General features: G+C 31.6%; 12 protein-coding genes. 7 read left to right on the forward strand and 5 right to left on the reverse strand.

Features of this window, described 5'->3' with window-relative positions; translation table 11 throughout:
• Positions 1-130 precede the first annotated feature (130 nt).
• Together RPL90_RS00635 and RPL90_RS00640 are read left to right on the forward strand one after the other, a co-directional pair.
• On the forward strand, positions 131-988 hold the full coding sequence (locus RPL90_RS00635; protein ID WP_313541422.1) for a GRP family sugar transporter: 858 nt from the start codon (positions 131-133) through the stop codon (positions 986-988).
• Between the two features lie 21 nt (positions 989-1,009).
• On the forward strand, positions 1,010-1,801 hold the full coding sequence (locus RPL90_RS00640) for a glucose 1-dehydrogenase (RefSeq protein WP_313541424.1): 792 nt from the start codon (positions 1,010-1,012) through the stop codon (positions 1,799-1,801).
• Positions 1,802-2,276: 475 nt separating this feature from the next.
• Here RPL90_RS00640 and RPL90_RS00645 read toward each other — a convergent pair whose 3' ends face one another.
• Positions 2,277-3,185 (reverse strand): AEC family transporter, encoded by a 909-nt coding sequence (locus RPL90_RS00645; RefSeq protein WP_313541425.1) that lies wholly within the window; start codon positions 3,183-3,185, stop codon positions 2,277-2,279.
• Between the two features lie 139 nt (positions 3,186-3,324).
• On the opposite strand from RPL90_RS00645, the gene RPL90_RS00650 reads away from it, so the two are divergent.
• Both RPL90_RS00650 and mspA read left to right on the forward strand, forming a co-directional pair.
• Positions 3,325-3,501 (forward strand): SE1832 family protein, encoded by a 177-nt coding sequence (locus RPL90_RS00650; RefSeq protein ID WP_313541427.1) that lies wholly within the window; start codon positions 3,325-3,327, stop codon positions 3,499-3,501.
• A gap of 63 nt (positions 3,502-3,564) precedes the next feature.
• Positions 3,565-3,882, forward strand: a complete 318-nt coding sequence (mspA, locus tag RPL90_RS00655) for a membrane stabilizing protein MspA (RefSeq protein ID WP_313541429.1) — start codon at positions 3,565-3,567, stop codon at positions 3,880-3,882.
• Between the two features lie 88 nt (positions 3,883-3,970).
• Here the strand turns inward: mspA and RPL90_RS00660 are convergent, their stop codons facing one another.
• Both RPL90_RS00660 and RPL90_RS00665 read right to left on the reverse strand, forming a co-directional pair.
• On the reverse strand, positions 3,971-7,096 hold the full coding sequence (locus RPL90_RS00660; protein ID WP_313541431.1) for an efflux RND transporter permease subunit: 3,126 nt from the start codon (positions 7,094-7,096) through the stop codon (positions 3,971-3,973).
• Between the two features lie 253 nt (positions 7,097-7,349).
• A complete protein-coding gene (locus RPL90_RS00665; RefSeq protein WP_313541433.1) occupies positions 7,350-8,600 on the reverse strand; it encodes a lipid II:glycine glycyltransferase FemX in 1,251 nt (416 codons plus the stop codon).
• Between the two features lie 115 nt (positions 8,601-8,715).
• On the opposite strand from RPL90_RS00665, the gene RPL90_RS00670 reads away from it, so the two are divergent.
• Positions 8,716-8,967, forward strand: a complete 252-nt coding sequence (locus RPL90_RS00670) for a hypothetical protein (protein WP_313541435.1) — start codon at positions 8,716-8,718, stop codon at positions 8,965-8,967.
• Here the strand turns inward: RPL90_RS00670 and RPL90_RS00675 are convergent.
• Positions 8,964-9,722: a VOC family protein gene (locus RPL90_RS00675; RefSeq protein WP_313541437.1), complete on the reverse strand. Its 759-nt coding sequence runs from the start codon at positions 9,720-9,722 to the stop codon at positions 8,964-8,966. The two genes, RPL90_RS00670 and RPL90_RS00675, sit on opposite strands and share 4 nt — an antisense overlap.
• Before the next feature lie 244 nt (positions 9,723-9,966).
• Here RPL90_RS00675 and RPL90_RS00680 point away from each other — a divergent pair, with 244 nt between their 5' ends.
• Positions 9,967-10,401 carry a MarR family winged helix-turn-helix transcriptional regulator gene (locus RPL90_RS00680; RefSeq protein WP_313541438.1) on the forward strand — a complete coding sequence of 145 codons (435 nt, stop codon included), beginning with the start codon at positions 9,967-9,969 and terminating at the stop codon, positions 10,399-10,401.
• Between the two features lie 2 nt (positions 10,402-10,403).
• Positions 10,404-11,612: an MFS transporter gene (locus RPL90_RS00685; RefSeq protein ID WP_313541439.1), complete on the forward strand. Its 1,209-nt coding sequence runs from the start codon at positions 10,404-10,406 to the stop codon at positions 11,610-11,612.
• Between the two features lie 56 nt (positions 11,613-11,668).
• Here RPL90_RS00685 and RPL90_RS00690 read toward each other — a convergent pair whose 3' ends face one another.
• Positions 11,669-12,019, reverse strand: a complete 351-nt coding sequence (locus RPL90_RS00690) for a transcriptional regulator, SarA/Rot family (protein ID WP_048792987.1) — start codon at positions 12,017-12,019, stop codon at positions 11,669-11,671.
• Positions 12,020-12,225: the final 206 nt, after the last annotated feature.

Below are 12,225 nucleotides of genomic sequence, written 5' to 3' on the forward strand. Positions count from 1 at the left end.
AACGTTTTCATATAAAAAAAGAAACCGGTTTTATTTACTATACTATTAATTTAATTTAATATATCTAGTTGTAGCTATTTTAAACGTATAGCTCCCACATAAAATATTAGAGAGAGAAGTGAGTAGTAATATGGATTTTTTAATAGCGCTACTACCTGCAATATTCTGGGGTAGTGTAGTATTAATTAACGTATTAGTCGGAGGTGGCCCTTTTAACCAAATTAGAGGGACTACTTTAGGTACGCTAATCATTGGTATTATTTTACTATTATCCGGTCAAGCACAATTCGATCACCCCATTGTAATTGTTGTTGGCTTAATATCAGGTGTTTTCTGGGCATTAGGACAGGGTTATCAATTGAAGTCAGTTAATTTAATTGGCGTTTCGAAAACTATGCCTATTTCTACAGGTATGCAATTAGTCGGTACAACACTATTTAGTGCTATTTTCTTAGGAGAATGGAGCACTGGGACACAAGTGATTTTAGGTTTATTATCCATGGTCTTATTAGTAATTGGTATTGCATTAACATCATTAAAAGGTAGAAATGAAGCTTCGGGAAGCAATAGTAACTTTGGTAAAGCAATGATGATTTTATTAATTTCAACTGTTGGTTATGTCGTTTATGTCGTTGTAGCACAAATCTTTGGTGTGGACGGAACAAGCGCATTATTCTTCCAATCAATAGGTATGGCTATTGGTGGCTTTATCTTATCTATGAAACATGAAACTTCTATCAAGAGTACTACTTTAAATTTAATACCAGGTGTCGTATGGGGTATTGGTAACTTATTTATGTTCTACTCTCAACCTAGAGTTGGTGTAGCAACAAGTTTCTCATTTTCACAATTACTCGTTATCGTATCAACATTAGGTGGAATTTATTTATTAGGCGAACGTAAAGACAAACGTCAAATGATTGGCATATGGTCAGGTATCGTATTAATCATTGTTGCTGCTTTTATCTTAGGAAATTTAAAAGCGTAATAACTTAAGGAGGACAACGGAATGTTCAAAGATTTAGAAAACAAAGTAGTCGTAATTACTGGTGCAGGAAGTGGATTAGGTAAAGCTTTCTCAGAAGAATTTGGAAAATTAAAAGCTAAAGTAGTAATGAACTATTTAAGTGATAATCATTTAGATGATGTAAATGAAACAATTAAATTAATCGAAGATGCTGGCGGCCAAGCTATTAAAGTTCAAGGCGATGTATCTGTTGAAGATGACGTTAATAACCTTGTACAAACTGCTGTTAAAGAATTCGGCACACTAGATGTAATGATAAACAATGCTGGTTTCGAAAAACCGATTCCAACTCACGAAATGTCAGTTTCAGAGTGGCAAAAAGTTATTGATATTAACTTAACTGGTGCATTTATGGGTGCGAAAGCAGCTGTAAATCAATTTTTAAAAGAAGATAAAAAAGGTGTTATTTTAAACACTTCTAGTGTACATGATACTATTCCTTGGCCAAACTACGTTAACTACGCAGCTAGTAAAGGCGGCTTAAAGTTAATGATGGAAACAATGTCAATGGAATACGCACAATATGGTATTCGTATCAATAATATTTCACCGGGAGCTATTGTTACAGAACATACACGCGAAAAATTCTCTGATCCAACTACACGTGCTGAAACATTAGAAATGATTCCAGCAAAAGAAATTGGAGAAGCACACCAAGTGGCTAACGTTGCATTATTCTTAGCTTCTGAGTTCTCAGATTACATTCACGGTACTACAATTTATGTAGATGGCGGTATGACAAACTACCCTGCATTTATGGGCGGTAAAGGTTAATATAATCTTATTGTAATATTAAAATAATAGAACTATTAATTCATAGTTTTAACTAAACAGATGAAACACTTACAACCATAAGTGTTTCATCTGTTTTTGTTTTAGCACAAATATAGTTGTTATGATGGTGTTAAAAATTAATCTACCTACAAATAAATCATGCATCCTATAAAACTTTAATTCGAATTAGTACGATGTTTTACACTCAAAAACTATAACTACGATAATGATTCAAAGCACTATGCTCATGAATAAAAACTAATCTCATTCCTATTTGGAAAGCGATCCAATGTATAAAAATCTAATTTAATGATACTAGTGGCAATGACATTATATGTTTAGCGGGACACCTAAGGACACAGGACAAGCTGAAAACTACTCGTTGAAGCTGTCCCCTAGAAAAGTAAGCCAAAAAAAATACGAACCCACAACTACAGATTCGCATTTCATTTTAAAATTTTGTTGTCCCTAATTATTAAACAAAAATCGCTTGATACACATACAATATTATTATACTAATCACTATAGTCAAATTAGTTACCATGCCAATAATGGGTAAGGTTCTGTATTTAAATTGAATCGCATAAGGAATAACAGACACACCGACAGGCAATAACCATGCAACTTGCAATGTCGTTTTTATCATTTCATCGTGGACTGGTAACAAATAATGCACCAATAAACCAGCTATTAACGCGATACCATAATGTAAAACTAAATATTTTGCAACAAGTGGTAAATAACGTTTTTCAATTTTAAAACTCAACATTAGACCTAATAAAATCATTGATAGTGGCATATTGGCCTTAGAAAGTGTTGAGAAGAAACTAATAACTGGTGCAGGGAAATGAATGTTAGCTAAATTAAGTATGAACATAATAATATAAGTCATTAATGGTACTGACTTCACAATATTTTTACCTAAATATTTAAAATCAAAATTGTCCGCACCATTACTAAAGTAGCTACCTACAAAATAAGTAACACCAAACATAATAATAGCTCCGCCTATGTCAGCCATACCAAAATAAATCATGCCTTTTTCAGGCCATATCGTCGCGACAAGTGGATAAGCAAATAACCCAATATTTAGTGATGCCGTCATCATTCCCATTGTCCCTCTAATTTGGTTATCTCTATTTAAAAAGCACCAAATAACAACAATTTTAGCAATAACTCCGAAACAAATCATCATGATAGGTAATATTGATAATGAAATATCTAGTTCCGCTTTATTTAAATTAACAATAACTAAAGAAGGTAGTGTGATATTTAATACCAATGTTGCAAAAATCTGACTATCGTTTGCTTTGAAATAATTAAGTCGCTTTAATATATAACCTAACGCTATTAGTAAAATAATAATAATAAATTGTTGCGTCACAGTAATCCTTCTTTCATTCCGTTTTCATTACATTTTCATACTATAACATACTTACTTGTTATTTTAGAAGCTATCAATTTCATGTTATAATTTAATTAATATTCTTAAATATTTTTATTTATAAATAAGGAGAATCAATATGGATTTAAATTCTAAATTAATGGAACTTAAAGATGATTATGTAAGATTACAAAACGATCTTGAGAAAAGAGAATCTTTAAACCAAGATATCGATCCTCTACACCGTCAACTCGCAAAAATTGAAGAAGAAATTGCTTTAGTTCGCTCAGAAATAAATAACCAATCTAAAAATTAGCATTCTAGTCAGAAGATTATATTCATGCTAAGATTAGAACGAACTTCGAAAGGATGTTAAATCATGCAACTTTATCTTATCTTATTACCGCTACTCTACTTAATTGTTAGTTACATAAGTATTTATAAAATGAATACTATATTTACTAAAATATTAAGAATCATAATGGCTATCTTATTGATATTTGTTGTAGCCCTAACAACATTATCGTTTGCAGCAGTTAATTGGTGGGTATTCGTTATTCTCTTACTTATCGTCGGAAATGTTGAAATCACGGCATTTAAATTTAGCAAACAAGACCCAAAAGCTGTTAATATCTTAAATATAATTACAGTAATTTTATTAGTGATATATATCATCTTAACACTTATTTTATACTAATATAGACTATAAGCATCGTTCAAAGACGATGCTTTTTTATTTAATTTAAACAAGAGGTTAAAACGTCATCGTTTTAACCTCTTGTTATTTATTTATTAAATCTACGTTTTAGCTTGTTTCTCATCGTCATTAATATTTCGTAAATAACGGGTACTACAATTAAAGTTAATATTGTAGATGAAATCAATCCACCTATAACAGTGGCTGCCATCCCTTTTGAAATAAGCATCGAACTATCTTTCCCAAATAACATCGGTATCAATGCACCTATTGTTGCTAATGCAGTCATTAGAATCGGTCTTATACGTGTACCGCCTGCTTCAATCAGCGCTTCCTTCATAGGCATACCAGATTTTTCATTATTAATTACTCTATCAATTAATACGATAGCATTAGTCACTACAATACCAATAAGCATCAACATACCAATCATACTTGGTACCGATAAAGTTTCTCCTGTAATAACTAAAGCTAATACTACGCCAATTACAGTAAATGGTAATGAGAATAAAATTGTGAATGGCGCTAAAGCACCTTTGAAAGTAAGTACTAATACTAAATAAACAATAATTATTGCTGCTAACATCGCTAAAGTTAATTGTGTAATTGCATTGCCGATATCATCATTGGCCCCGCCAACGTTCACTTTCACACTGTTAGGCTTATCCATTTTATTAACTTTTGAAATCATTTTTTGCGAAATACCACCAACATTACTACTTGTTACTTTACCAGACACCGTTGATGTATAATCTCCAGCCTCTGTTTTAATTTTGTTTGGCGTAGACGTTTTTTCTAAACTAGCAATATCACTCAATTTAACTTCTTTGCCCGTTTGCGATGGTACTTTGGTACTTTCTAATTTATCTTTACTCCAGTCTGTTACTTTGTCTTGCTTAATTTTAACATTAACATTTTTACCACCATCTTTAACTGTAGTTACAGTTTGGTCAGGTGTATTTTGATTTAGTGTCATTGCTAATTGAGAAGCTGTAATACCTTGCTTAGCAGCTTTATTATGTTCTACATTAATGTTGTATTGTTCATATGTTTGTGATAAATCAGACTTCACATTAGCAATACCATGTTCTTTTTTCATAGTGTCTTCGATTTCATTAACGGTACCTTTTATTTTAGCTAAAGAAGGTCCAGTAACATCGATTTCAATTTTATTGTTACTGCCACCAGTACCCATGTCTTGGTTACCCCATTCTCCAGGGTGTTTATATTTACTAATGTGTTTTAACACTTTATCCGGTTCTTCATCAAAATGAGGTGTATTAGAATCATATTGCACCATTAACGCTAAACTATTCGTACTACCTGTTGGATCAGTTGGTGAAGGTCCTCCTACAGAATATTGAACTGTTGTAACTTTCTTTTTATGGTTTAAATATTTTTGTACTTGCTCTGCATGATCTAAAACTTTACCTTTAGTTTCCCCAGGTTTTGGTGTATAAGTCAGTGCCATATATTTGTCATCACCAGTTGATATATAACTTGTACCTATTTTAGCTGCGCCCAGTACAATACTAGCAATCAAAATAACTGTACTTAAAATTAATACAATCCATTTATGATTTAATGACCAAGATAAGACTTTACGATAATTTGAACCAACAATCCCAAGTGATTTTTCCTTTTTACGTTTAAGTCCTTTTTTAAAATAAGTAGACCCTAATGCCGGCACGATTGTAATTGAAACTAATAATGACGCCAATAGACTAAATGTGATCGCTAAAGCAAAAGGTCTAAACATTTCTCCGACTGAACCACTTACAAAAGCAAGCGGTAAAAAGACTATGATTGTAACAATAGTGGATGACAAAATAGGTTTAAATACTTCTTTTGTAGCACTAATAACTAAATCATCTTTTACTAATTGTTCATTTTTATCAGAGAGTCTACGATAAATATTTTCCACTACTACGATTGAATCGTCGATAACCCTACCAATTGCAACGGTTAAAGCGCCTAATGTTAATATATTTAATGATATATTTGAGAGCTTTAAGGCAATCATGGCTATTAAAATAGACATTGGTATCGAAACGATTGAAATCGTCGTCATTCTAATATTTCTTAAGAATAATAAGATAACGATAATGGCTACTATCGTACCTAACAATGCTTTATTAATCATTGTACTCAGTGAATCTTTAATTGGCTTCGCAGTATCCATAACGATATGAGATGCCATATCAGGATTTTGTTTTTTAAAGTCATTAATTTTATCGCTGACGTCATCAGCTACTTGTACGGTATTTGCATCTTGTGCTTTCGTAATTTGAACATTCAATGCATCTTTACCATTAGTTTTAGAGATACTTTCTCGCGTATCACCTAACTTCACGTCTGCAATATCTTTTAATTTAACTGATGAAGATGAATCATTATCTCCACTTGATTGTTGTGACATCATCTCACTAGCTTGTTGACCACCAGCACTACTAGCCCCGCTACTGGCACCTTGTTGCGGAATCGTTAAGTTTTTCAAAGCATCTACAGATTTATACTTGCCATCTACAACAACTGATTTATCAGTATCGTCAAATTGGAATAAACCTAATGGCGTTTGACTTGTAGCATTCTTAATATATTTCTGCACGTCTTGCTCGGTTAAATGATTTTTACTAAGTTTTGCTTTATCAAATTTAATTGAGACTTCACGTTTTGTTTGCCCATTTACTTGCGCATTTTGCACACCTTTTACTTGTTGTAATTTCGGTATTAAATGCGTATTAATTTTTTTAGTAGCGTCCTTTAGATTGTTCTCTTTATTAGTAAAAGAATAAGCGACTATAGGAAAAGCATCCATAGAATTACGTGTTATTTCAGGTTCTTTAACACCACTTTTGAACTTTATTTTATCAAGTTCTTTTTTTAAATCATTTTCAGCTTTATCCATATCGGTACCATCTTCATACTTCACAGTTACCATAGAAGCATTTTGAATAGATTCAGCACTAACATCCTTTACATCTGCCATTGACCTTATTTGGTCATCGATCTTATCACTGATGTCATCTTTAACAGCAGTTGGCGTCGCACCTGGCATAGATGTTTGAATTGTCATCATCGGTGGTTCAACATCAGGTAACAACTCTTGTTTAAGTTTTACACTTGAATAAATACCACCGAGAATCACTAGTAGCACCATTAAAAAAATAGCAAATTTATTACCTAGTGAAAACTGTAGCAATTTTTTTATCATTAACTTAATCCCCCATCAAAATATCAATTTAGTTATAATTTAACATAAATCAAAAAATATTAAGTTCCTTTTTTACAATTAATGCAAATAATTTTACACATTATATTTATCGCTTTTAATTTACTAAGTTATATTAAATAGCTAATTATTTAAAAAGCTTCTTCTTTCATTTATAAATTTTTTGTTATAACGTAATCTTTGTCATAAAAAAACTGTCGACCATTTATTGTCGACAGTAAAATCTCTAAAAAAACTATTTCCTTTTAAGTTTTCGAGAGAGTGCGATTTTAGCTTTAGTTAATCGCGGTTTAACATTTTCAATAATTTGGTACAGTGGTTTATTTAGCACGTAATCGAATTCTCCGATCTTTTCACTTAAATAAGTTCCCCATACTTTTTTAAAGGTCCATAAACCATAATGATCTGAATCTTTATCTGGATCATTGTCAGTACCACCAAAATCATAAGTTTTGGCACCAAGTTCTCTCGCATATTGCATCATAGCAAACTGCATGTGATGGTTAGGTAAAAAGTCTCTAAATTCATTTGAAGAAGCACCATATAAATAATACGCTTTTTCTCCTGAGAACATTAATAATGCGCCTGATAGATATATACCATCAGGATGCGTAGCTTCTAACTGTTCTAAATCATCAATTAATGCTTGCGTTTTATCCTTTTTATTACCGGCATCTTTTATTTTGTTTAAAGTTTTTTTATCTTGTTTTTTCTCAGTTAGTTTAACAATTTCTTGATCTAAGTCATCCATGTCTTGTCTTAATTCTTTTAAAACTGGTTTAGGTTCAAGCTTAACTAAAAACAATTCGGCGTCTCCATCATCATGTAATGCATCATAAATATTTTGGAAATATGAAATATCTCGTGTTAAGAATCCATCTCTCTCACCAGTTATTTTCATTAAATTCGCAAAAGTTGCTAACCCTGCTCTATCTGACTTTTCAACTTTTGTACCACGTTTTAGTGCTAATCTAACTTTAGAACGATTTCTACGTTCAAAGCTTTGAATAAGTGATTCATCATCTTTATCTATCGGTGTAATCATTGTCATTCTAGGTTGAATATAGTCTTTTGATAATCCTTGTTTAAAGCCTTTATGTTTAAAACCGAGTGATTTTAAGTTGCGCAATGCTTCAACGCCTTTATCTACTTCTACGTCTGGATCAATTTTAATCGCATAAGCTTTTTCATCTTTAGCGACTTGCATCGCACTTTCTAATAATGCTTCTAAAGCTAATTTATTCGAGTAATCAGTGACAAATCCTCGTGAGATATAACATAACGTATAAGGTAATTTAGGTACTTTTTTGAACAATAATTGTCCTACACCTACGATTTCACCCTTTTCACCGACAGCGATACGCTTAGAATACCAGCCTGTTAATTTTTTTGTTTCGGCCCATTTTGTTAATTGCAGTAAATCCCCATTTGGATGACTTTTCACAAATGCATCATGTTGTTGATTTGTAATATTCATCTTTTCCATATCTCTGTCTCCTTTATCTTTCAGTTCTTTAATTATACAACGCACAATTCAATCTTTCACGTATAACATGGTCTTTTGATATAATGAAATAAATACAAATTAAAGAAGGTTTACCATGAGAATAATTATCCTCAGTTTATTATTTATTATAAATTTTATAATTGTTATCCATACATTAGCCAATCCGTTAACGATTAACAATTTTAGTTTACGCGTTATACTCGCTACGTTGACCTTTGTACTATCTTTATTCCTTTTATTAATACGTACTAACAAAGTGGCAACATACTGTGCTATTATAACACTCATATTAGCACTCTTGCATATATTCATCATCGCGCATAGTGCTTACCAGTACATTTATTAATCAGCCTCAAAAAGATAATGTAAGCCTCTAATTATTAAAGTATACGACGCAGTAGTCTTGCTATCATGCAAGACTATTTTTTCATATCTAGGATTATCACTATTATAAAATTCAAAAATCACATTATCATGTGGTAATTGCAACGCTGTGACCTCATCATCATCGTTGACGACATTCATTTCGTACCACTGTCTCCATTTAGCTGCCGTAATCTTTCTATTTTCGCATCCAACACAAACGCTTTTAACTGTAAATTCATTTTGCCTATATGGTGCTAGTTTCTTCTCTCTCACTTCATCCGGCTCATCCCATTGTATAAAAAATGGCGGTTTAACTTCTTCATCTAGTTCATTAATGTATAATAGTTGCCATTCTATTTTATTACCCTTTGCATCAACACGCTTCATCTTAACTGGACCAATAATATCAACGCCTTTAGATTCTAATTCTAACTTCAAATAGTCAATATCATCCGTCCTAAAAGCGAGTGTTTTTAATCCTTGTTTATAATTGTCTTGAACTAATTTAGAAGGAAAGGCAACTCTACCCTCGTCTGTTTTACATATTTTTAATAAAGTTTCTCTATTATATATGTCTAACAATTCTATGTAAGCATTCGATATATAAGCTAGTCGATTAAACGTACCAAAACGTTCATGACGTCCCCCATTGTATAATGTGAACAATTCCCCTGGATATTTAAACTCTGATAAATTATTTATATAGTGCACGAAATGATCAAGTTTAAGATTCATGGATAAAACCCCTTAAATTTATTTAATTCTATATTAACAAATGACTTCTCCCATTACTCGTATTTTACTAATACCCGAATAATGCCAACACTCATTTACAATTTATGGTAATTTTTCCTTCTGAAAAACATAATACTAATTTAATTAAAAATTTGTATTTACCTATTGCTTTATTTTCAAAATTGCATTAGAATAGTAAACGTTGTAAATAAAGTTAGCCAAGCTAACTACTTGAGAGGTGCCTATGAATACAAAAACATTATTTGATAGTTTAACAGGTATGTATCGACCATATGTAAAATTATTTCAACCGATATTTGAAGAGTATGATTTATTTTCAGCTCAATGGCTTGTGTTAAAAGATATAGCCCTTAACGAACCAACAACATTAGTACAAATATCTAAAAGAAGAGCTATCGAAAAACCGACAACACGTAAGATATTAAAAGTACTATCAGACAAATCCTTGTTAACTATAAAGCAAGGTAATGATAAAAGAGAGCGCATCTTAACTCTATCAAAAGTAGGTACTGAATTATTTGAGAATATGAGTAAACAATTTGACCGTATTCAAGGTAATATCGTCGAACGTTCAGGTATTACTGCAGAAGAAGCCGATATCACAATTAAAACTGTATTGGCATTACACGAACAATTAACTAATTTAGAGGAGGAATAGTAGTGCAACATGTAGAACAAGGTGCTCTAAAAACACCAATATGGACTAAAAGCTTTAACATTAACTTTTTAACGAACTTTTTAGTTTACCTATGTATGTATTTATTAATTGTAATTATAGCGAGCTATACAAAGTCTGAATATCATGCATCAGATAGTATAGCCGGATTAGTCTCAGGTCTTTTTATTATTGGATCCCTCATAGGTAGATTTACAACGGGCAAATATGTAAATAAAGTTGGACCAAAGCGCATATTACTAATCGGATTAATATTTTTAATCGTTTCTCAACTATTATATTTTATTGAGGGTTCATTAACAGTATTAATGATTACACGTGTTATTAACGGAATCGCGACAGGTGTTACAACTACTGCAACTGGTACAATCGCAGCTTATGTAACGCCTCAAGAACGTAAAAGTGAAGGTATTAGTTTATTCTCGTTAAGTTTAGTATTAGGCGCAGCTATAGGACCATTCTTTGGTTTATTATTAATTAATGCTTTCCCAGTTGAATTATTATTCTTTATTTGTTTAATATGTGGCATCGTTAGTTTTGCAGTATCATTCTTTATTAATTTACAATTTGAAACAATAAAAGATGAGCCTAAGAAAGATACACAAAGTAAGAAGAAATTTAATATTAACAATTATATTGCAAAAGAGGCTGTACCAGTTGCCATTATTATGTTAATCACTGGTTTAACTTATTCTTCAATACTTACGTTTTTACAATTTTACGCTGAAGAAATTCATTTAGTAACATTAGCAAGTTACTTCTTTATTTTCTATGCTATTGCTTCATTAATCACAAGACCTGTTGCTGGTCGTATGATGGATGACAAAAATGAAAACGTCGTAGTTTATCCTGCATTCATTTGTTTAATATTAACATTCGTTGCACTATGTTTTACAAATTCAGGTTGGTTACTTATTATAGCTGGACTCTTGCTTGGTTGTGGTTACGGTAATATTTCTTCAAGTATGCAAGCAATCGCAATTAAAGTCTCTCCTCCTACAAAATATGGAATCGCGACATCTACTTATTTTATAGGTTTAGACCTTGGTTTAGGTTTCGGCCCATATGTATTAGGATTCGCAACTTCTGCTGTGTCATTTGCTCAGTTATACGGCATTATGGCAATAGTAGCCCTTGTTACAGCAATTATTTATTTATTCGTCCATGGACGTAAAGTTAAAACACAATACTAATTAAAAAAGGTTAGGTATATGTGAATGTGTGGCATTCATTATACCTAACCTTTTTATTAATTTGCCATTTGAGAAGTTTCGATAGCCGCCGTTATATGGCTGAGTAGCTCACTTTGCTTTTCATCAAAGTAATAAAACACTTGTCGTTCATCCGAATCAGAGCGAATTTTTGAAATAAGTTCTTTTTTATAAATTTTACGTATAATAACATCAATCTTACTTGTATCCCACAACATTTCAAAATGCAAAGTATCCCTTAATACTTTACCACTAATTTTTTGTGCCTCATAAACTTTATACAGCACAACAAATTCTTCCATAGATAAACTTTGGGTCGTTTTAAGCCAATGCTTCAGTTGGCTCAGTGCTCTTTCGGATTCGATGAATTGCTTTACTTTACTTTCCATATATTGATCAAGCCTCCTACGTTTATTCTAGTTGTTGTTTTAATGTTTAAATGGCTTTATATATAGTCTTATGCTTTTGAAATATTATATAACAATTCCTTCTTTAAATCTATAACTTTTAAGTTGTTATTTAAATTACTCAATTAGATTTTAAATTAAAGATATTAAAGTTTAACGCTTATTTATCATTCATTTATTCAACCTCA

Origin of the sequence: Staphylococcus kloosii (genome assembly GCF_032139365.1) — a bacterium.
Classification (GTDB): domain Bacteria; phylum Bacillota; class Bacilli; order Staphylococcales; family Staphylococcaceae; genus Staphylococcus; species Staphylococcus kloosii_A.

What these genes read in the sequence shown, in the direction of transcription:
- RPL90_RS00670 (WP_313541435.1), top strand. Translation starts at nt 8,716, where the DNA reads ATGAGAATAATTATCCTCAGTTTATTATTTATTATAAATTTTATAATT.
- RPL90_RS00690 (WP_048792987.1), bottom strand. Translation starts at nt 12,019, where the DNA reads ATGGAAAGTAAAGTAAAGCAATTCATCGAATCCGAAAGAGCACTGAGC.
- RPL90_RS00640 (WP_313541424.1), top strand. Translation starts at nt 1,010, where the DNA reads ATGTTCAAAGATTTAGAAAACAAAGTAGTCGTAATTACTGGTGCAGGA.
- RPL90_RS00680 (WP_313541438.1), top strand. Translation starts at nt 9,967, where the DNA reads ATGAATACAAAAACATTATTTGATAGTTTAACAGGTATGTATCGACCA.
- RPL90_RS00660 (WP_313541431.1), bottom strand. Translation starts at nt 7,096, where the DNA reads ATGATAAAAAAATTGCTACAGTTTTCACTAGGTAATAAATTTGCTATT.
- mspA (WP_313541429.1), top strand. Translation starts at nt 3,565, where the DNA reads ATGCAACTTTATCTTATCTTATTACCGCTACTCTACTTAATTGTTAGT.
- RPL90_RS00650 (WP_313541427.1), top strand. Translation starts at nt 3,325, where the DNA reads ATGGATTTAAATTCTAAATTAATGGAACTTAAAGATGATTATGTAAGA.
- RPL90_RS00635 (WP_313541422.1), top strand. Translation starts at nt 131, where the DNA reads ATGGATTTTTTAATAGCGCTACTACCTGCAATATTCTGGGGTAGTGTA.
- RPL90_RS00665 (WP_313541433.1), bottom strand. Translation starts at nt 8,600, where the DNA reads ATGGAAAAGATGAATATTACAAATCAACAACATGATGCATTTGTGAAA.
- RPL90_RS00675 (WP_313541437.1), bottom strand. Translation starts at nt 9,722, where the DNA reads ATGAATCTTAAACTTGATCATTTCGTGCACTATATAAATAATTTATCA.